Origin of the sequence: Allobosea robiniae (assembly GCF_900102525.1) — a bacterium.
Classification (GTDB): domain Bacteria; phylum Pseudomonadota; class Alphaproteobacteria; order Rhizobiales; family Beijerinckiaceae; genus Allobosea; species Allobosea robiniae.
Map to the genome: position 1 here is coordinate 105,261 of NZ_FNBZ01000006.1, position 18,856 is coordinate 124,116.

19 protein-coding genes are annotated in these 18,856 nt (G+C 66.5%); 11 read left to right on the top strand and 8 right to left on the bottom strand.

The window, feature by feature from the left end; all coding sequences use genetic code 11:
* Positions 1-61: 61 nt before the first annotated feature.
* The 3 genes from mltG to gmk all read left to right on the top strand — a co-directional run bounded on the left by mltG (position 62) and on the right by gmk (position 3,060).
* Positions 62-1,414: an endolytic transglycosylase MltG gene (gene mltG / locus BLQ70_RS17260; protein ID WP_244512065.1), complete on the top strand. Its 1,353-nt coding sequence runs from the start codon at positions 62-64 to the stop codon at positions 1,412-1,414.
* 111 nt (positions 1,415-1,525) lie between these two features.
* Positions 1,526-2,407, top strand: coding sequence for a YicC/YloC family endoribonuclease (locus BLQ70_RS17265; RefSeq protein ID WP_091859073.1), 882 nt, complete (start codon positions 1,526-1,528; stop codon positions 2,405-2,407).
* 5 nt (positions 2,408-2,412) lie between these two features.
* Positions 2,413-3,060 (top strand): guanylate kinase, encoded by a 648-nt coding sequence (gene gmk / locus BLQ70_RS17270; RefSeq protein WP_061968109.1) that lies wholly within the window; start codon positions 2,413-2,415, stop codon positions 3,058-3,060.
* Here the strand turns inward: gmk and rsmA are convergent, their stop codons facing one another.
* Genes rsmA through lptF form a run of 5 tightly spaced genes read right to left on the bottom strand, consistent with a single transcriptional unit; the run spans position 3,061 to position 9,875 of the window.
* Complete coding sequence (rsmA, locus tag BLQ70_RS17275; protein ID WP_091859076.1) at positions 3,061-3,909, bottom strand: 16S rRNA (adenine(1518)-N(6)/adenine(1519)-N(6))-dimethyltransferase RsmA; 849 nt, start codon at positions 3,907-3,909, stop codon at positions 3,061-3,063.
* Entirely contained in the window at positions 3,906-4,928 is a 1,023-nt protein-coding gene (gene pdxA / locus BLQ70_RS17280) for a 4-hydroxythreonine-4-phosphate dehydrogenase PdxA (RefSeq protein ID WP_091859079.1), read from the bottom strand. Before pdxA ends, rsmA begins: the two co-directional genes overlap by 4 nt.
* A gap of 54 nt (positions 4,929-4,982) precedes the next feature.
* Positions 4,983-7,541: an LPS-assembly protein LptD gene (locus tag BLQ70_RS17285; RefSeq protein ID WP_244512066.1), complete on the bottom strand. Its 2,559-nt coding sequence runs from the start codon at positions 7,539-7,541 to the stop codon at positions 4,983-4,985.
* 49 nt (positions 7,542-7,590) lie between these two features.
* Complete coding sequence (gene lptG / locus BLQ70_RS17290) at positions 7,591-8,682, bottom strand: LPS export ABC transporter permease LptG (protein WP_061968103.1); 1,092 nt, start codon at positions 8,680-8,682, stop codon at positions 7,591-7,593.
* Positions 8,682-9,875, bottom strand: coding sequence for an LPS export ABC transporter permease LptF (gene lptF, locus BLQ70_RS17295; RefSeq protein ID WP_061968101.1), 1,194 nt, complete (start codon positions 9,873-9,875; stop codon positions 8,682-8,684). The genes lptG and lptF overlap by 1 nt, the downstream gene beginning before the upstream one ends.
* Positions 9,876-10,030: 155 nt before the next feature.
* On the opposite strand from lptF, the gene BLQ70_RS17300 reads away from it, so the two are divergent.
* Genes BLQ70_RS17300 through BLQ70_RS17310 form a run of 3 tightly spaced genes read left to right on the top strand, consistent with a single transcriptional unit; the run spans position 10,031 to position 12,459 of the window.
* Positions 10,031-11,524, top strand: a complete 1,494-nt coding sequence (locus BLQ70_RS17300) for a leucyl aminopeptidase (RefSeq protein WP_091859088.1) — start codon at positions 10,031-10,033, stop codon at positions 11,522-11,524.
* A gap of 48 nt (positions 11,525-11,572) precedes the next feature.
* A complete protein-coding gene (locus BLQ70_RS17305; RefSeq protein WP_091859091.1) occupies positions 11,573-12,025 on the top strand; it encodes a DNA polymerase III subunit chi in 453 nt (150 codons plus the stop codon).
* Complete coding sequence (locus BLQ70_RS17310) at positions 12,022-12,459, top strand: hypothetical protein (protein ID WP_091859094.1); 438 nt, start codon at positions 12,022-12,024, stop codon at positions 12,457-12,459. Before BLQ70_RS17305 ends, BLQ70_RS17310 begins: the two co-directional genes overlap by 4 nt.
* Here BLQ70_RS17310 and BLQ70_RS17315 read toward each other — a convergent pair.
* Positions 12,456-12,647, bottom strand: a complete 192-nt coding sequence (locus BLQ70_RS17315) for a hypothetical protein (protein WP_091859097.1) — start codon at positions 12,645-12,647, stop codon at positions 12,456-12,458. The genes BLQ70_RS17310 and BLQ70_RS17315 overlap by 4 nt on opposite strands.
* Before the next feature lie 26 nt (positions 12,648-12,673).
* Positions 12,674-13,807, bottom strand: a complete 1,134-nt coding sequence (locus BLQ70_RS17320) for an MlaD family protein (protein ID WP_091859099.1) — start codon at positions 13,805-13,807, stop codon at positions 12,674-12,676.
* Between the two features lie 134 nt (positions 13,808-13,941).
* Between BLQ70_RS17320 and BLQ70_RS17325 the strand changes: the two genes are divergently transcribed.
* Positions 13,942-14,280: a YciI family protein gene (locus BLQ70_RS17325; RefSeq protein WP_091859102.1), complete on the top strand. Its 339-nt coding sequence runs from the start codon at positions 13,942-13,944 to the stop codon at positions 14,278-14,280.
* A 69-nt stretch (positions 14,281-14,349) separates the two neighbouring features.
* Positions 14,350-14,604: a hypothetical protein gene (locus tag BLQ70_RS17330; RefSeq protein WP_061968089.1), complete on the top strand. Its 255-nt coding sequence runs from the start codon at positions 14,350-14,352 to the stop codon at positions 14,602-14,604.
* Positions 14,605-14,646: 42 nt separating this feature from the next.
* Here BLQ70_RS17330 and BLQ70_RS17335 read toward each other — a convergent pair whose 3' ends face one another.
* Positions 14,647-16,518, bottom strand: a complete 1,872-nt coding sequence (locus tag BLQ70_RS17335) for an ABC-F family ATP-binding cassette domain-containing protein (RefSeq protein WP_091859105.1) — start codon at positions 16,516-16,518, stop codon at positions 14,647-14,649.
* Between BLQ70_RS17335 and BLQ70_RS25410 the strand changes: the two genes are divergently transcribed.
* The 3 genes from BLQ70_RS25410 to proS all read left to right on the top strand — a co-directional run bounded on the left by BLQ70_RS25410 (position 16,505) and on the right by proS (position 18,843).
* Complete coding sequence (locus tag BLQ70_RS25410) at positions 16,505-16,798, top strand: hypothetical protein (RefSeq protein WP_139163576.1); 294 nt, start codon at positions 16,505-16,507, stop codon at positions 16,796-16,798. The two genes, BLQ70_RS17335 and BLQ70_RS25410, sit on opposite strands and share 14 nt — an antisense overlap.
* A gap of 60 nt (positions 16,799-16,858) precedes the next feature.
* Complete coding sequence (gene coaD, locus BLQ70_RS17340; RefSeq protein WP_091859108.1) at positions 16,859-17,359, top strand: pantetheine-phosphate adenylyltransferase; 501 nt, start codon at positions 16,859-16,861, stop codon at positions 17,357-17,359.
* A 152-nt stretch (positions 17,360-17,511) separates the two neighbouring features.
* The gene (gene proS / locus BLQ70_RS17345) at positions 17,512-18,843 is read left to right on the top strand and encodes a proline--tRNA ligase (RefSeq protein ID WP_091859111.1); all 1,332 of its coding nucleotides are present in this window, start codon (positions 17,512-17,514) and stop codon (positions 18,841-18,843) included.
* Positions 18,844-18,856: the final 13 nt, after the last annotated feature.

The window sequence follows — 18,856 nt, forward strand, 5'->3', positions numbered from 1 at the left end:
AGGCGCGGTCCAGTTTGCACCGTGCCGAGACCATCACCCCCGTGCTGCGAGCGTCCTGATCGTGAATGATACGCCCCGCGTCGCCCCGAAGAGTCCGAGCGAGGCCCTCAAGCCCGTAGCGCCGCCGGCGCCGCCGCCGAAGGTTCGCCGCCGCCGGCGCAGCCCTTTCCTGTCGATGCTGAGCGGGCTGTTCACGGTCGCGCTCGTCGGCGCCGGCGTGGTCGGCGCCGGGATCGCCGTCGTCTCGAACCAGAGCAAGGCGCCGGGGCCGCTGGCCAGCGACCGGGCCGTGATCATCCCCAGGGAGAGCGGGCTCACCGAGATCGCCGAACTGCTGCAGCGCGAGGGGCTGATCGAGCACCCGCTTTCGTTCCGCGTCGCCGCCGTCGTCGGCGGTGACTGGCACAAGCTCAAGGCCGGCGAGTACCTGTTCAAGGCGCGTATCAGCCCCCAGGAGATCCTCGACATCATCTCGAGCGGCAAGGTGGTCGAGCATTCGATCACCATTCCCGAGGGGTTGACGAGCGAGCAGGTCGTCGAGCGGCTGCGCAACAACGACCTCCTGACCGGCGAGATCGCACAGGTGCCGAAGGAAGGCTCGATCCTGCCTGACACCTATCGCTTCCCGCGCGGCTTTTCGCGGAAGGGCATCATCGATCAGATGGGGCGGAGCCAGAATGCGATCTTGAAGAGCATTTGGCTGCGCAAGCCCGCTGATCTCCCGATCAAGACACCCGAGGAACTCGTCATCCTCGCCTCCATCGTCGAGAAGGAGACCGGCCGTGCCGATGAGCGCCCGCGCGTCGCCGGCGTCTTCATCAACCGTTTGAACCAGAAGATGCGGCTGCAATCCGACCCGACGATCGTCTACGGCCTCGTCGGCGGCAAGGGCACGCTCGGCCGGCCGATCCAGCGCAGCGAGATCACGCAGGCGACGCCCTACAACACCTATGTCATCAACGGCCTGCCGCCGGGGCCGATCGCCAATCCCGGCCGCGCCGCCATGGAGGCGGTGGTCAACCACTCGCGGACCAAGGACCTCTACTTCGTCGCCGACGGCAGCGGCGGCCACGCCTTCGCCGAGACGCTGGAGCAGCACAACCGCAATGTCGGACGCTGGCGCCAGATCGAGACGACGCGGACGCAGCAGCAGGGCGGCAAGCCGCCGGCCGAGGCCGTCGACAAGGTCGAGCCGCCGGCCGGTCCCGACAACCGCACCGAGGCGCCCGCCATGACCCAGCCCGCGGCCGACAATACCGGCTCCGCCGGCGTCCCCGTCGCCCAGCCGACCGGAGCGATTGCGGGAACACGCGCCCGCGCCTTCGACGCTTCGGAAGGCACGGCGCGGGATCCGCTGCTCAACAAGAGCTTCGACCTGAACTCGCCCAAGCAGGTGCCGCAGCTCAAGCCCTGAGTTGCAGGCCCCGGAAGGCTCGCAATCCCCATTTTCCGGCGGCAGCCCGCTTGCTGTCATGGATGCGCGCCACTACGGTCCCGCCGATCTTGAATGAAGGCGGCAGGGGCAATGTCCATCGAAAGCATGACGGGCTTTGCCCGCGCGGCGGGAACGGCCGGAGTCCATGGCTGGGCCTGGGAAATCCGCAGCGTCAACGGGCGTGGGCTCGATTTGCGTGTCCGTGTCCCGCCCGGCTTCGAGGTCCTCGCCGAGGCCGCTCGCAAGAAGCTGGGCGCTGCCTTCTCGCGCGGAACGCTGCACGTCAACCTTGCCGTCACCAGCGATGCCGGGCCGCCGCGCCCGCGCGTCAACGAGGCCGTCCTGGCCGCGCTGCTCGAGGCGGTCGAAAGGCTGCCGCCGGCCGCCGGCATCAATCCGCCATCCTATGACGGGCTGCTCGGCATCCGCGGCGTCGTCGACTATGCCGACGAGGCGCAGGACGCGCTCGGCGCGGTCGAAGCTCCGGCCCTTGCCGGCCTTGAAGCCGCCACCGATGCCTTGAAGGAAGCGCGGGCTGCCGAAGGGCGCGCGCTCGAAGCGATCGTTCTCGGTCATCTCGAAACCATCGCCCGCCTCGCCGGCGAGGCGGAGGGGCACCCCGCCCGCAGCACTGAGGCGATCCGCGCCCGGATTGCGGCTCAGGTCGAGGCCCTGCTCGGGGCGAATAACGGCTTCGATCCGCAGCGCCTCCATCAGGAAGCGGCATTGATCGCCGTGCGCGCCGATATCCGGGAAGAGATCGACCGGTTGCAGGCCCATGTCGCGGCTTTGCGGGAATTGCTGACCAAGGGTGGGCCGATTGGCCGCAAGCTCGACTTCCTCTCGCAGGAATTCGGCCGCGAGGCCTCGACGCTCTGCGCCAAGGCCAATGATCCCGGCCTGTCGCGCATCGGGCTCGAGCTCCGCACGGTCGTCGACCAGATGCGCGAGCAGGTCCAGAACGTGGAGTGAGCCGGATGGCTGCCGAGACCCTTCACCCGGCCCGCCGCGGCCTCATGCTGATCCTGTCTTCGCCGTCGGGCGCGGGCAAGACGACGCTCACCCGCAATCTCAAGAGCGAGAACAATCTCGACCTGTCGATCTCGGTGACGACCCGCGCCAAGCGCCCGTCCGAGATCGAGGGCGTGCATTACCGCTTCATCGATCGTGCGGCCTTCGACACCATGCGCCAGCACAATGACCTGCTGGAATGGGCTGAGGTCCACGGCAATGGCTACGGCACCCCGCGCAAGGAGGTCGAGGCCTCGCTGGCGGCCGGGCGCGACGTGCTGTTCGACATCGATTGGCAGGGCACCCAGCAGATCGTCAAGAAGGCGCGGGCCGATGTCGTCACCATCTTCATCCTGCCGCCCTCGATGGCAGAGCTGCGCTCGCGCCTGATCCGCCGCGCCGAGGATGCCGAGGAGGTCATCGTCAAGCGTCTCGCCAATGCCCGTGACGAGATCGCGCGCTGGAACCAGTACGATTACGTCATCGTCAACAACGATCTCCAGGCGGCCTACGAGTCGATCAAGGCAATCCTGACGGCCGAGCGCCTGAAGCGCAGCCGCGCGGTCGGCCTCAACGACTTCGTCGACCAGCTTCTGACCGAAGAGCTGCCCTGATCAGCGCTGCGCGGCCAGCGCGTTCGCCAGCCTGACGAAGCCCGAGACCGGTATCTCCTCGGCGCGCGCCGTCTCGTCGAGGCCGGCGGCCGCGATGATCGGGGCGGGGTCGGGCAGCACGGCCTTCAGGCTCTGCCTGATCATCTTGCGGCGCTGGCCGAAGGCCGCCAGCGTCACCCGCTCCAGCAGGCGCCGGTCGCAAGGTTCAGGCTGCGCACGCGGGATCAATTGCACGATCGACGAGGTGATCTTCGGCGGCGGCACGAAGGCGCTGCGCGGCACGTCGAACAGAATCTTCGTCTCGCAGCGCCAGTTCGAGAGCACGGCAAGCCGGCCGTAATCGGCGCGCTCATCCGGCGTCGCGACGATGCGCTCGGCGACCTCGCGCTGGAACATCAGCGTCAGCGAATCCCACCAGGACGGCCAGGGTTCGAGGCTGAGCCAGCCGACCAGCAATGGCGTCCCGATATTATAGGGCAGGTTGGCGACGATCCGCGCCCGCCCGCCACCGAGATGCGGCGACAGGTCGACCGCGAGCGCGTCGCCGTCGATGACCTCCAGGCGCCCCGGATAATGCGCCGCGATCTCGGCGAGCGCCGGCAGGCAGCGCCGGTCGCGCTCGATCGCGATGACGCGGCCGGCGCCGTTGGCCAATAGCGCCCGCGTCAGCCCGCCGGGGCCGGGGCCGATCTCGACCACCGTCTGGCCGTCCAGCGGCCCGGCTGCGCGTGCGATCCGGCTCGTCAGGTTGAGATCGAACAGGAAGTTCTGGCCGAGCGCCTTCTGCGCCATCAGCCCATGGCGCTCCACCACCTCGCGCAGCGGCGGCAGGTCGTCGATCTGGCTCATGAAGCGGTGTCCGTGACAGTGCGCTCGGCCATCCGGGCGGCGAGCTTCAGGGCGGCGCAGAGGCTGTCCGGCCGCGCGATGCCCTGGCCTGCGATGTCGAAGGCCGTGCCATGGTCCGGCGAGGTCCGGATGAAAGGCAGGCCGAGCGTGACGTTGACGCCGTCGTCGAAGGCGATCGTCTTGATCGGGATCAGGGCCTGGTCGTGATACATCGCCAGCGCCGCGTCGTAGCCGGCCCGCGCGCGGGCATGGAACATCGTGTCGGCCGGATAGGGGCCGTGCGCATCGATGCCCTCGGTCCGCAATTGGGCGATGGCGGGCGCGACGATCGCGGCGTCCTCATGGCCCATCGTGCCGTCTTCGCCGGCATGGGGATTGAGCCCGCTGATCGCAAGTCGTGGCCGGGCGATACCGAACCGGCTGCGCAGCTCGGCGGCGACGATCCGGCCGGTCTCGACGATGAGCGCCGTGGTCAGAAGCTCGGGCACGCGGCGCAGTGGCTCGTGGATCGTCACCGGCACGACAGCGAGTTCCTCGCACCAGAGCATCATCACCGGGCGCGGCGCGACACCACCTCGCGCAGCCAGATGCGCCAGATATTCCGTATGGCCGGGATGCTTGAAGCCGGCCTTGTAAAGCACTGATTTCGCGATCGGATTGGTCACGATGCCTGCGGCTTCGCCAGCATAGGCCGCGGCGACCGCCCGGTCGATGGAGCCGATCGTACTTGCGGCTGTCGCCGGATCAGGCTTGCCGGGAACGACGGTGCCAGCCCCGGAAGCGAGCGGAATCACCGGCAACGCATCGGCAAAGGCAGCTCCGGCACTGCGCCAGTCGCAGATATGCAGCGGCACGGTCCATCCAAGCTGCTCGGCGATACGGGCGAGGTGATCGGGGTCGCCAATACAGGCGAATGCGGGCACCGCGCGTTCGCGGCGCTCCAGCCAGGCGCGAAGCGTCAGTTCCGGCCCGATGCCGGCCGGGTCGCCCTGTGTCAATGCGAGCGGCTTGGCCGGCAAGACGAACTCCGCGCCTTGAAGAAGGATCCGGCCCGTCGCTTCGGGCCGGTACGACTAGTTCGACGAGGTGACGCCGTCGCTCGACGAGGAGGCCCCGCCAAGGTTCTGCGAGTAGCTGATCTCGCCCAGCGTGCGCAGTTCGAGGCGGAACATGACCGTGCGCGTATCCTTCGTCGCCCCGGCCTGGCGGTCGGCATAGCTCTGCGAATAGCTGATGTCGAAGACCGTGCACTCGTCGGTGTAGTTGATGCCGAACGAGGTCGAGGCGGTCTGGAACGGCCCGCTGTTCGGATAGATCGGGACAGCGGATGCCGCGGGAGCCGCCGCGTAGGCCGCATAAGCGTCCCGGTAGCGCTCGCGATCGTATTTGTACTTGTCGAGATCGAACAGCACGCCGGCCCGCAGGCGCCAGTTCTCGGCGACCTTGAGCGAGCCGTTGAGCGACAGGCCCTCGCGGCGGCGCGAGATGCCGAGATCGGGCTGGGGCTCGTAGCGGCCGTAACCGACCGAAGCGGAGATGATGCTGTTGGAATAGGTCGCGGCGGCGTCGATCCGCTGGGCTTCGAAGGTCGTCGAATTGAGGCGCGTCGCGCCGGTCAGGAAGAAGCCCTTGAACGGCGAGAGCTGGGCGCGGGCGACATAGTCGGAATTGCGGGTCTCCAGACCGGAGTTCAGGCCGGTATTGATCAGGTCGCCACCGGCGAAGGAATTCCGCCCTCCGAGCTGGTAGGACTGGCCGATGAGCAGGTTGGCGAAGGCTTCCTGGCCGAAGCGCCCGGTATAGAGCGCGCCGACATTCGCGCGGGTCCCGCCCTCGACGCGGTCGAAGCCGGAGAACTTGCCGCTCCACTCGAACAGGTTGTTGGCGTCGAAGACCAGACTTTGCGCATCCTCGTTGGCGACGCGCAGGCTGTTCGTCTCGTTCGGCCGCGCGACGATCTGCGCCACCGGCTCGATGATATGGGTGCCCCAGCCGGTCTTGGCGACGAACGGGTAGCGGTACATCAGGCCGATCGCCGGCATCACCCGGCCGAAGACCTCGTCGGAAGTGTCGGCGATCGTCGAGACGCGCGAATTGATGAGGCCGCTGGTGTCGGGGTTGATCGAGAAGACGTCGGCGCGCACCGAGGCATAAGGCGTCCACATCTGCCCCAGCGGGTCGATGAAGTTGCGCCGCCAGGCGACCTGGGCGGTCGCACGCGAGACATTGCCGGCAAGGCCGCGCACGAGGCAGTGGTTCTTGTCGTAGACGGCGCAGCCGTCATAGAGCGAATAGCTCGGCGTCCTGATCAGGTAGCTCTTCTGCTGCGGCAGCTCCGAGAAGGCGGCCGTGTCGCGCGTCAGGCTGGTGATGTTGACGTTGAACGAGAGCTCGCCGCCGAGGAAGGACGGCTTGTGGACGCGCTTGTCGTAGTCCAGCACCGGCAGCACGACGGGCTGTTGCTTCTGCCAGTCCTGATAGTTCAGGGGCTGGAAATAATAGCCGCGCAGGTCGAACCAGGCGCTCTCGCTCTGGCCGTTCAGATAGGCCGTCGAGATCGATTCCTGCAGATAGGTCGTGGCGCTGAGGCTCTCGTTGCGGATGCGGTAGTTCTTGTAGAACCAGCGATCCGTCGACATCGAGGCGTTCCAGCCGACGCTCCAGCGCGGGTTGATGAAGAACTTGCCGTTCGTCTCCACCGAACCGCGGAATTCCTTGTCGCGCGGGCCGAGCGGGCTCGCCAGGTAAGCATCCTTGTCCTGCTGGAAGATGCCGGAGGCCCGGATCGCGTAGGAACCGTTGACCAGCCGATGCCGCCATTCCACCTGGCCGAGGAAGCCCTGGCGGCTGAAATAGGTCGGCGTGAACGTCAGGTCGTAATTCGGCGCCAGGTTGAGGAAATAAGGCAGGCCGACGCCGTAGCCGAGCGCCGAGGTGTTGATGAAGCGCGGCGACAGGAAGCCGGACTTGCGCTTCACCGTCGAATCCGGGCCGGACATGTATGGGATATAGGCCATCGGGATGCCGGCGAACTCGACCCGGGCATCCTCGTAATAGATCGTCTGCTCGGACTTCTTGTGGATGATCCGCGCGGCGCGGACCTGCCAGAGCGGCGGCCGTTCGGGATTGTCCTTGCAGGGCTCGCAGGCCGTGTAGATGCCCTTGTCGAAGACGAAGGTCTCGCCATCCGTCCGCTCGGCGCGGGGGGCCGAGAAGCGGGTCTTGTCCGGATTCACGACGCGCAGCGAGTCGATGAAGCCGTCGCGGAAATCGTCCGTCAGGTTGAACTTGTCGCCGGTGATGACCGTGCCGTTGGCTTCGGTGATCCGGGCCTTGCCGATGGCGGTGACGCGCTTGTTGCCCTGGTCGTAGATGACGCGATCGGCCTCGATCGTCCGGCCCTGATACAGGATCTGGACGTCGCCGACGGCCGCGACCGTCTTCTTGTCGTTGTCGTAGACGAGTTCACGCGCATCGACGACCATCCGGTCCTGCGGCTTCGCCGCAGCCGTGGTCGCAGGCTTGGGCTGCGTGCCGGCCGCCCGATTCTGGGCATAGGCCGGCCCGGCCAGCAGATAGGCCAGGCTGGAGGCGAGAGCCGTCGCCGCAGCAAAGCGCGCTAGCCGGTTCACTCCTGGACCCATCTCGTAAACTCGAAATTAACCATAGGCACAGTACGTTTCACCCATCTTCCTGATGGAGGAGGGCGAGTGCTCCCAGCATTGCCCCCAATGCTGCAGGCAACCACGCCGCGACGATCGGATTGACGATTCCCGACGATCCGAGTTCCTCCGACAGTTGTGTCGCCACATAGAGCACGAACCCCGCAGCGACGCCACCTATCACCAGTCTGGTCACACCACCAAACCTGAAAAATCTTAAGGAAACCGAAGCGGCCACGAGCACCATCGCGATCAGCAGCAGCGGACGCGCCATAAGCGACTGATAACGCAGCTCATAGGGGGTCGTGTCGAGACCGGCGCGCTGCGTCCGGTCGATCACGGCCGGCATCGACCAGAAGCCCACCGCGTCGGGTGGGGTGAAGCTCTGGCGCATCTGTTCCGGCTCCAGCGTCGTGGCGAGCACGTAGCTCTTATAGCTCTGTGGCTCTTCCGTGGCGGAGGTCGTGCGTGCGTCGGCGAGCTCCCAGTGCCCCGGGCGCAGCAGGGCCTGCCGGGCGTCGATTCGCTCCTTGAAGCTGCCGTTCGGATTGAAGATGAAGAACGCGACCTGCGACAATCCGTCCTCGTCGGGCAGGGCGCCCGCGGCGCGGATGATCGCCTGGCCGTCGACGCTGCGCTGCCGCAGCCAGATTTCCTTGGAGAGGGCGGATTTGCCTCCGGAGCGGACGAACAGGCGCGTCTCGAGCGCCGTGGCCTTGCGCTTCAGCTCGGCCGCGACGGGATTGTAGATCATGATCGAGATCAGCCCGAGGACCCCTGCGACCGCCGCGGCCGGCTGCAGGAACTGCCAGGCCGAGACGCCGACCGAGCGGGCGACGACGAGCTCGAGCTTCCGGCTCAGCGTCAGCAGCGCGAACATGCCGCCGAACAGCGCGGCGAAGGGGAAGATCTGCTCGGCGACGGCCGGAGCCCGGAACAGCGCGAGCTGGACGATGCGCGGCGTCGTCGCGATCGGGGAATCGCCGGCGCGTCGCATCAGCTCGACGAAATCGAGCGTCCCGATCAGGAAGAAGAACGTGCTGAAGACGCCGACGATGGCGCGCGCGAAGCGCCTGGTCAGATAGCGGCCGAAGGTCGTGAACAGCAGCATCAGGCGCGCCGGAAACGGGCCGCGAGATTGACCAGCGGCGTGGTGAGGGGAGCGACGAGACGGGCCAGTATCGGCTGGATCCGTGCGCCGTAGAAGATGAAGCCTGTCGCCAGGATGATGGCGAGGATCGGCAGGATGTAGAGCAGCGCGGCAGCAAAGGGCGAGCGCACGCTCGCGGTCCAGGCCGCATAGGCCGCGATGCGGGTCGCTCCGACGATCATGATCGCCGACTGGATCGCCAGCGCGCGGCCCTGGCGGGTGGTGCGCGCCTCGCCGATGGCGGCAAAGGCGATCAGCATGAAGGCGAGGGGATAGAGCGGCGACGAGAGCCGGTTGTGCAGCTCGGCCCGGAAGCGGCCTTCCTGGATCTTGTAATAGGCTTCGTTGGTGTCCTGCCGGAGCAGCTCCCAGGTCGAGCGCTCGCGCGGCTTGTAGATCACCTTGTCGCCGTCGCCCTCGCCGGGGCCGCCGCTGGCGTCGCCTGTGAGCGCCGACAGGTTCAGGGCATAGCGCTCGAACGAGATGATCGAGGTCGTGCTGGTGTTCTTGGCCTCGCGCTGGATCGTGCCCTTTTCCAGCATCAGGAAGCTCTGGCCCTCGGCCTCGACCGTTCGGCCGCGCTCGGCGAGATAGATCGAGGGCTGCGACGGGTCGCGGCGATCCTGCATGAAGATGCCGACCAGGGAGTCGCCGGCCTTCTCGCGATAATGGAAGGTCACACCGGAATCGAGCGAGACGAACTGGCCTTCCTTGACCACGTTGGCGACGAAATCGGCGCGGATCAGCGTGATCAGGTCGCGCAGCATGCGGAAGCTCGCCGGCATCACCGAGATCGTCATCCAGGCGACGATCAGCGAGGTCGCGATCGTCAGCACGATGAAGGGCCGCGTGATGCGCTGTGGCGCGACGCCCGCGGCGTTCATCACGATCAGCTCGGAATCGCCGTTGAGCCGGTTCAGCGTGTAGAGCGTCGACATGAACAGCGCGACCGGCGCGATGCCGGCGAGCAGGGCCGGCAGCGAAAGCAGCGTCACGGTCAGGAAGATCAGGACCGTCTGGCCCTTGCCGGTGATGAGATCGACCTCGCGCAGGGCCTGCGTGACCCAGATCACGCCGGTCAGGCCGAGCAGGAGCACGATCGCCGCCACCGCCGCGATCTTCAGGATGTAGCGATCGAGGCGGTTGAGAAGCACGCGTCGTTTCCGGAGAAGGAGAGCAAGGCGCTCCCCGAGGTGGTTCGTCGGACACACCCTATGGTATAGGCGCGACCATGGCGCAAACGGGAATCGTTTGCCCTCTGCCGTCAATTGTCCTTCCCCTGTCATTTTCGCAAGATTGTGAGCGGATCATGTCGCAGCGCCTGAAGCTCGAGATCAAAGCCCTGGATGCCATCGAAGGGCAGGATCTGGTCATCCTCGTCTCGGACCGGCTTGCCGTCCCCGACGCGGCGCAGGAATGGGCGGGTGAGGGCGCGCAGGCGCTGCTGACCCGGGCCGCCGCCGCCGAGCGTTTCAAGGGCAAGGCCCTGGCCGGCCTGACGCTGCCCTCGCCGGAAGGTGCCTCCTATGAGCGCCTGATCGTCGTCGGCGTCGGGCCTGAGGACGAGCGCACCAAGCTGGATTTCGTCAAGCTGGGCGGCGTCATCGCCGGCCGGCTCGGCGCCGGCCGCAGCGCCGAAATCATTCTCGCGTTGCCTGAAGGCGCGCTCGGGGCGAAGCAGGCCGCCGATATCGCGCTCGGCCTGCGGCTGCGGGCCTATGCCTTCGACCGCTACAAGACCAAGAGCAAGGACAAGGATGAGGCCGAGCCGCTGACGGTCACGCTGCGCGCCGCCGATCCCTCGCCATTGAAAAAGGCTCTGAAGACGACTGACGCCATCGCTGCCGGCGTGATCCAGGCGCGTGACCTCGTCAACGAGCCGCCGAACGTTCTTTATCCGGAAGAGTTCGCCGACCGTGCCGCCAAGCTCGAGAAGCTGGGCGTCGAGATCGAGATCCTCGACGAGAAGGCGCTGAAGAAGATCGGCATGCGCGCTCTGCTCGGCGTCGGCCAGGGCTCGCGCCGCGAAAGCCGCGTCGTCGTCATGCGCTGGAACGGTGCGAAGAAGGATGCGCAGCCGGTCGCCTTCGTCGGCAAGGGCGTGACCTTCGACACCGGCGGCATCTCGCTGAAGCCGGGCGCCGGCATGGAGGACATGAAGGGCGACATGGCGGGCGCGGCCTGCGTCGTCGGCCTGATGCAGGCGCTGGCCGGCCGCAAGGCCAAGGTCAACGCGATCGGCGTCATCGGCCTCGTCGAGAACATGCCTGACGGCAACGCCCAGCGCCCCGGTGATATCGTGACTTCGCTCTCCGGCCAGACCATCGAGATCATCAATACCGATGCGGAAGGCCGCCTCGTTCTGGCGGATGTGCTCTGGTACACGCAGGAGCGCTTCGAGCCGCGCTTCATGATCAATCTGGCGACGTTGACCGGCGCTATTCTCGTCGCACTGGCGCAGGAGAATGCCGGCCTGTTCAGCAACGACGACGAACTCTCCGCCCGCCTGACGGCGGCCGGCATCGCCACCGGCGAGACGGTCTGGCGCATGCCGCTCGGCAAGGCCTACGACAAGATGATCGATTCGAAATTCGCCGACATGAAGAACTCGGCCGGTCGTTATGGCGGCTCGATCACCGCGGCGCAGTTCCTGCAGCGCCATGTCGACGATACGCCCTGGGCGCATCTCGACATCGCGGGAACCGGAATGGCCGCCGCGAATTCCGAGATCAACCGGTCGTGGGGGCCAGGCTGGGGCGTGCGCCTGCTCGACCGGCTGGTCGCCGACCATTACGAAGGCTGATTCGCTTTCTGCGGAAATGCCGGCAACCCTTTAGGATATAAGGCTTCAATGGCCGAGATCCTGTTCTTCCATCTGCAGTCCCGCCCGCTGGAGCAGGTCCTGCCGACGATCCTCGACCGCGCCTTGTCGCGCGGCCAGAAGGTTGTCGTCGAGGTCGGCGGCCAGGAGCGGCTGAGCGTGCTCGACGACCACCTCTGGACCTATGCTGATGAAAGCTTCCTGCCGCATGTCACGGCACTGGAGGCCGATGCGGCGAGCAATCCGATCGTGCTGACGACGCAGGCGCATAACCCGAATGCCGCTCAGGTCCGGGTCTGCGCCGACGGGGTCCGCATTCCCGACGCAATGCAGGACTACGAGCGCGTCGTCCTGATATTCGATGGTGACGATCCCGAGGCGCTTGCTGCCGCCCGCGAGGATTGGAAGAAGGCCAGGGCCTCGGGCCATGCCGCCAGCTACTGGCAGCAGGACGATGCCGGCCGTTGGGAGAAGAAAGCGTGAGACTGCCTGTTCTGTTGCTCTGCACCGCCGCCCTTGCCGGCTGCTCGGTCGATATGGGCGGTTTCGCCTTCCAGTCGGAGACGAAGGGCGGCGTCACCACGACGACGACGACCTCCGGCAGCGCCGGCATCTCGACGCAGGAGCCGGTCCTGACGCCGGAAGGCGAATGCAGCGTCGGCGCCTCGCTCGACCCTTCGACCCGGCCGCTGCCGAAGGAGATCGCGCCCGGCATCACCGAATGCGAACTGGTGAAGCTGAAGGGCGGGCGCCCGACCGACGTGCTGGTCGGCGAAAGCGGCAAGGGCCAGCGCGAGGTCCAGGTGCTCTATTCCGAGCCCGGCGGCCGCGAGATCTACATGTTCACCGACAACCGCCTGAGCCGGATCGTCAAGCCCGGGCAGGGGGATCCGGGGGCGGTCGCGTCTTCACGCTAGCGGCTTTGGCGCCGGGCTCGGTGGGCCATCAGCGACCTGAAAAGCGGGGCGCAGCAGAGCGCGACGATCGCGCTAGTGACCGACCAGCCGATCGCGCCGCCGCCGAGAATCTCCTGGCCGAGATACGCTCCACCGAAACATCCGGCCAGAGCCAATGGGATTTGCCAGAGGATCGTCGTGACGGGCATCGGGCTTCTCCGGACAGGCGCCTGTTCTATCGCGAGCCGTTATATTGCGGGATGCGGTTCTTGCTCCCGAAAATCAGCCCTTGCGGGTCTCGATTCACATTGCGCAGCGTACGGTCGAAGCCGGAGAGGGCGCGGCTGCCGTCCGAGGTGAATGTTTCGACCTTCTGCAGCCCGCTTCCCGTGAACTGGATGATCTTCGCCGCCACCGCCGCCGAGCTCCGATCCAGATTGTCGGCGAGCGTGCGCAGGGATTTCGCCGCCTCGGCAACGTCTTCGAAGACGCTTCCCCCGTTTTCTCTCCCGGCACCAGTCAAGAAGGCTTGCGCGCCTTTCAGCACGCCATCGACCTGATCGGCGGCCCTGTTGAGCTTTTCGCTCATCGAGGCGACGCTCCGCGCCGTCTTGCCGATGTCGGGAGCGGCGGCGCTCAGTTTCGTGGCAAGGCGATCGGCATCGTCGATGGCTGAAGCAATCCGATTTGTGTCGGCAGATCGCAGATTCTCGATGAAGCCCTCACTGAAAGTTTTCAGTTTATCGGGAAGCGGTGCGATGAAATCGGCAACCGAGCTGACGCTCGTCATGAATTCCGCCACTTTTGGAGAGCTGCCATCGAGCGTGGCGGACAGGTTCTCCAGGTATTTGATCTTTTCGTTTACCGGCCCTGCATTGGCCTGGATTGCCGCATCGATACCGACGAGGGATTCGTCGATGCCCTTCGCGATGGATCCGACCTTTTCGAAGATGCTTTCGGAGGATTCCGCGATGATCGTCGGAAGAGCCTGCCCCGGCCCGGCGATCAACGGAGCTGCGGCGGGGCTGCCTCCGCGAAGCTGCACCGCGACGATGCCGGCCAGGCCCTGGCCTTCGAGGCGGGCGATCGTATCGACGCGCAGCGGAGCGGACTGGCTGATCTTCAGGATGGCGTAGATCTGGCGCGGATCACTCGGCTCGATCTCGAGTTCCTTGACCTCGCCGATCCGCAGGCCGTTGAACAGCACGCTGGAGCCACGGCCGAGGCCGGAGACCTTGCCGTTGAAGACGACCTTGACGTCGATGGTGTCCCCTTGCCCCCGGCTGAACCAATAACCGAGCCCGAACAGCACAGCGAGCACGACCAGCGTAGCCAGACCGATCAGCGCATGAGCTGCTCGCGATTTCATCGGCGGAATTGTCTTTCATTGCCAGGTGGAGCGGCCATCCGAGTCGACAGCATAGTCTACTGTCGCGGCGGCCACGAGGCGATCGGGCGACCCATCCGCTTGTTTTCGCCCAATCTGCAACGCATCATCGCGGCATGACGAAATATCTCATCTCCTTTCCGAGCGAGGCGATGGTGCTCACGGACGAGGAGCTGAACGCCGCCTCCGTCGACTCCCATGCGGTGATCGAGGAGGCCAAGGCGGCCGGCGTTTATGTCTTCGGCGGCGGGATCAACGAGCCGGTCGCCCCCGTGCTCGTCTCCGCCGATGGATCGGTGTCCGATCGGATTTATCCGGGCAGCCGCCTCAATGGCGGCTTCGCGGTGCTGGAGCTGCCGACGCGCGAGGAAGCGGTGAAATGGGCGGCGAAGCTCGCGCGGGCCTGTCGCTGCGCGCAGGAACTGCGCGAGTTCATGTATGATCCGGCCAGCTAGGATGGCCGTTGCCAGCTCCCGCCGAGGACGCCATTCGCCGGCGACCGCCGCCATCGGAGATCACCGCCCATGATCAGATTTGCCACCGTTGCGGCGTTGGTCGCGGTCGCCTTTGGGGCTGCCGATGACGCGTTCGCGGCAGGTTCGTGCCGGCCGACGCGAGACGGCAAGGACCGCATGGAAAGGTCCGGCGGCTGCCCGAGCGGTTATGTCGTGCGCGGCGCCTGCTGCGAATCCGTCCGGCCGATCTCGCAGCCCACCGGCCCGCATACCTGCCCGCCCGGCACCATGCTGAGGCTCGGCGCTTGCGTCCCGCGCCCGTAGGTCACCGGTCGCGGCTGCGCCGCATTCCGGAGACCTGACGCCTCAGGCGCTCTCCAGCTCCTCGCCGAGCAGCAGCCATTCCTCCTCCGCCGCCGCCAGCGCCTCCGACAGTTCGGCGCGCTGGCGCGAGATCTGGATCGCCTTGTCGGGGTCGCGGGCAAAGGCGCCGTTGGCGAGCGCCGCATCGACCTTCTCGATCAGTCCGGTCAGCTTGGCGATGCGCGCCTCGGCGAGGTTGAGCTTTTGCCTGAGCGGCCCCTGCGCGGCCCGCTTCGTCGCCGCTTCCTTGCGCTCGTCGGCCTTGGGTTTGGCGTTGGCCTCCGGCGCCGGCTTGCCGCGCTTCTCGGCCTTGGCAGCGCCCAGCACATAGGTCCGGTAATCGTCCATGTCGCCGTCGAAATTCTTCACCGTCCCGCCACCGACGAGCCAAAGCCGGTCGGCGCAGGCCTCGATCAGGAAGCGGTCGTGGCTGACGAGGATGACGGCGCCGGGATAGTCGTTGATCGCGGTGACCAGCGCCGTGCGGCTGTCGATGTCGAGATGGTTGGTCGGCTCGTCGAGGATCAGCAGATGCGGCCCGTGGAAGGTCGCGAGCCCCAGCATCAGGCGTGCCTTCTCGCCGCCGGAGAGCAGCTTCACCGGCGTATCGGCCTTGTTCGCGGGGAAGCCGATCTGCGCCGCCTTTGAGCGCACCTTGGCCTCCGGCGCATCCGGCATCAGGTCGCGCAGATGGCCGACGGGCGTGTCCTCGATCCGCAATTCGTCAAGCTGGTGCTGGGCGAAATAGGCGGTCTCCAGCTTGCTCGACTTCTTCATCTCGCCGGACATGGCGTCGAGCCTGCCGCCGATCAGCTTGCAGAAGGTCGACTTGCCGTTGCCGTTCGAGCCGAGCAGCGCGATGCGGTCGTCGGGCGCGAGCGAGAGGTTGAGCCGCGACAAGACCTTGCGCTCGCCATAACCGGCGGCGGCATCCTCCAGCACGATCATCGGCGGCGAGAGCGGCTTTTCCGGACCGGGGAAGGAGAAGGGCTGCACGTCGCGGTCGACGATCGCGGCGATGGTCTGCATCTTCTCCAGCCGCTTGACGCGCGACTGCGCCTGCCGGGCCTTGGTCGCCTTGGCCTTGAAGCGGTCGACGAAGGACTGGAGATGCTTGCGTTCGGCGTCCTGCTTCTCCTTGGCGCGGGCGAGCTGCATCTGCTTCTCGGCGCGCTGCTTCTCGAAGGAGGAATAGCCGCCGCGATAGAGCGTGAGCTTGCCCTGGTCGAGATGCATGATGTGGTCGACCGAGGTGTCGAGCAGTTCGCGATCGTGGCTGATGACGATCACGGTGTGCGGATAGCGCTCGAGGTAGTCGTAGAGCCAGAGCGTGCCTTCGAGGTCGAGATAGTTGGTCGGCTCGTCGAGCAGCAGCAGGTCGGGCTCGGAGAACAGCACGGCCGCGAGCGCGACGCGCATGCGCCAGCCGCCCGAGAAATCGGAGCAGGGGCGCTGCTGCGCCTCCTCGTCGAAGCCGAGCCCGTGCAGCACCATCGCGGCGCGCGCCGGGGCCGAGTGCGCGCCGATATCGGCGAGCCGCGTGCCGATCTCGGCGATGCGGTGCGGATCGGTCGCGGTCTCCGCTTCCGTCATCAGGGCCGAGCGCTCGGTATCGGCCGCGAGCACGACCTCGATCAGCGTCTCCGGGCCGCCCGGCGCTTCCTGCGCGACGCCACCGATACGCCGGCCCCGCGGCAGGCTGATCGTGCCGCTCTCGGTGCCGAGATCGCCGGTGATGATCTTGAACAGCGTGGTCTTGCCGGTGCCGTTGCGGCCGACGAAGCCGACGCGCGCGCCATCCGGGATCGCGGCACCGGTATGGTCGAGCAGCAGGCGTTCGCCGAGGCGGTAGGTGATATCGTTGATCGTGAGCATGGCGCGCCCGTTTAGGCTTGCCGCGCTCGAAAAGGCAATCGAAAGCCGGAACAAGCGGCCGTTGTCACCGTTTCGTCAAAATCTCGCCTTGGGGCCGCCCGCACCGGGCATCACCCAAGGGAAACCGGGTCAACCGCGATTCGCCGAGGCTATCTTCATGGATACCCGCCTGTCCTACGCCAGCTCCCGCCGTGCCTCCGCTACGGCCTCGCTCATGGTCATCGTCTCGATCATCATCGGCAGCGCCGCCGCGCTCGCCGCGTTGGTGCCGCTGAGCTGAGGCTCCCCAAGCCCCTGAGAAGACTTGTCGTCCTCCGGTCCAGCCGCTAACGCTGGCCGTATGGCACGCATCGCTTTCTACACCGGCTCCTTCGATCCCGTGACCAACGGCCATGCCGACGTCATCGCGGCCGCTGCCGGCCTCTGCGACAGGCTCGTCCTGGCGATCGGGGTCCACCCCGGCAAGACGCCGCTGCTCTCAGTCGATATCCGCGCCGAATTGTTGCGCGCCGTCGCCGGGCCGTTGCTGGCAGCCAAAGGCGCTTCGCTCGAAGTGGTGACCTTCGACGATCTCGCCGTCGACGCGGCGCGTCGGGCCGGGGCCTCGATCATCATCCGCGGCCTCCGCGACGGCAGCGACCTCGACTACGAGATGCAGATGGCGGGGATGAACGGCACCATGGCGCCGGACGTGCAGACCGTGTTCCTGCCGGCCTCGCCCGACGTGCGCTACATTACCGCGACGCTGGTGCGCCAGATCGCGGCGATGGGCGGCGATGTCTCGCCCTTCGTGCCGGGGCCCGTGCTGGCCGCGCTGAAGGCGCGCTTCGCCAAGAGCTGACGGCACGATCTTCGGCGAAAGGCACATAACTTCGCCATCTTCCGCCGCTTCCTGCTGATTTTGGTTTGCAATTTGTCGAGAGCGATGGTGTCTCTCAGATGAAGCGACTCGTCGTGCAGTGCCCTGCACGACGCCCTCCGACAGGTTTCCCGATGCGTCTTTCCCGCTATTTCCTGCCCCTCCTGCGCGATACGCCCAAGGAGGCCGAGATCGTCTCGCACCGGCTGATGCTGCGTGCCGGCATGATCCGCCAGCAGTCGGCGGGCATCTATTCCTGGCTGCCGCTGGGCCTGCGCGTGCTGAACAAGATCAGCAACGTCGTTCGCGAGGAGCAGAATCGCTCGGGCGCCATCGAGATCCTGATGCCGACCATCCAGTCGGCCGATCTCTGGCGCGAGAGTGGGCGCTACGAGGCCTATGGCAAGGAGATGCTGCGCATCAAGGACCGGCATGATCGCGACATGCTGTACGGGCCGACCAACGAGGAGATGGTCACCGAGATCGTCCGCTCCTACGTCAAGTCCTACAAGGACCTGCCGCTCAATCTCTACCACATCCAGTGGAAGTTCCGCGACGAGGTCCGCCCGCGCTTCGGCGTGATGCGCGGCCGCGAGTTCCTGATGAAGGACGCCTATTCCTTCGATCTCGACAAGGATGCGGCGCGCCACGCCTATAACCGCATGTTCACCGCCTATCTGCGCACCTTCACGCGGCTGGGCGTCAAGGCGATTCCAATGAAGGCCGATACCGGCCCGATCGGCGGCGACCTCAGCCATGAATTCATCGTGCTCGCCTCGACCGGCGAGAGCGAGGTCTTCTGCCACAGCGACTACCTGAACTTCGAGACGCCGGCCGCCGACACCGATTTCGACGATGTCGCCGGCCTGCAGGGCGTCTTCGACAAGTGGACGAGCCTCTACGCCGCGACCGAGGAAATGCATGACAAGGCCGCCTTCGAGGCGGTTCCGGAAGACAAGCGCGTCTCGGCGCGCGGCATCGAAGTCGGCCATATCTTCTATTTCGGCACGAAATATTCCGAGCCGATGGGCGCGACCGTTGCCGGGCCGGATGGCCAGCCCGTGCTGCTGCATGGCGGCTCCTACGGCATCGGGCCGAGCCGCCTCGTCGCCGCGCTGATCGAGGCCGGGCATGACGATGCCGGTATCGTCTGGCCGGAGGAGATCGCGCCCTTCGACATCGCGGTCATCAACCTCAAGGTCGGCGACGCCGCGACGGACGGTGCCTGCGAGCAGCTCTACAAGACGCTGCTCGGCAAGGGTTATGACGCGCTCTACGACGATACGGACACGCGCCCGGGCGGAAAATTCGCCACAGCCGACCTGATCGGCGTGCCCTGGCAGATCATCGTCGGCCCGAAGGGGCTGGCCGAGGGCAAGGTCGAGATCAAGCGCCGCGCTGGCGGCGAGCGTGAGCTCGTCTCGCTGGAAGCCGCGCTCGACCGCTTCAAGGGCAGGGCGGCGTGACGGCGAACACCGT

Bases quoted from the DNA above. Each gene is read 5' to 3' on its own strand.
- BLQ70_RS17265 (WP_091859073.1), top strand. From the start codon at position 1,526: ATGTCCATCGAAAGCATGACGGGCTTTGCCCGCGCGGCGGGAACGGCC.
- gmk (WP_061968109.1), top strand. From the start codon at position 2,413: ATGGCTGCCGAGACCCTTCACCCGGCCCGCCGCGGCCTCATGCTGATC.
- rsmA (WP_091859076.1), bottom strand. From the start codon at position 3,909: ATGAGCCAGATCGACGACCTGCCGCCGCTGCGCGAGGTGGTGGAGCGC.
- lptG (WP_061968103.1), bottom strand. From the start codon at position 8,682: ATGCTGCTGTTCACGACCTTCGGCCGCTATCTGACCAGGCGCTTCGCG.
- BLQ70_RS17300 (WP_091859088.1), top strand. From the start codon at position 10,031: ATGTCGCAGCGCCTGAAGCTCGAGATCAAAGCCCTGGATGCCATCGAA.
- BLQ70_RS17305 (WP_091859091.1), top strand. From the start codon at position 11,573: ATGGCCGAGATCCTGTTCTTCCATCTGCAGTCCCGCCCGCTGGAGCAG.
- BLQ70_RS17315 (WP_091859097.1), bottom strand. From the start codon at position 12,647: ATGCCCGTCACGACGATCCTCTGGCAAATCCCATTGGCTCTGGCCGGA.
- BLQ70_RS17320 (WP_091859099.1), bottom strand. From the start codon at position 13,807: ATGAAATCGCGAGCAGCTCATGCGCTGATCGGTCTGGCTACGCTGGTC.
- BLQ70_RS17325 (WP_091859102.1), top strand. From the start codon at position 13,942: ATGACGAAATATCTCATCTCCTTTCCGAGCGAGGCGATGGTGCTCACG.
- BLQ70_RS17330 (WP_061968089.1), top strand. From the start codon at position 14,350: ATGATCAGATTTGCCACCGTTGCGGCGTTGGTCGCGGTCGCCTTTGGG.
- BLQ70_RS17335 (WP_091859105.1), bottom strand. From the start codon at position 16,518: ATGCTCACGATCAACGATATCACCTACCGCCTCGGCGAACGCCTGCTG.
- coaD (WP_091859108.1), top strand. From the start codon at position 16,859: ATGGCACGCATCGCTTTCTACACCGGCTCCTTCGATCCCGTGACCAAC.
- proS (WP_091859111.1), top strand. From the start codon at position 17,512: ATGCGTCTTTCCCGCTATTTCCTGCCCCTCCTGCGCGATACGCCCAAG.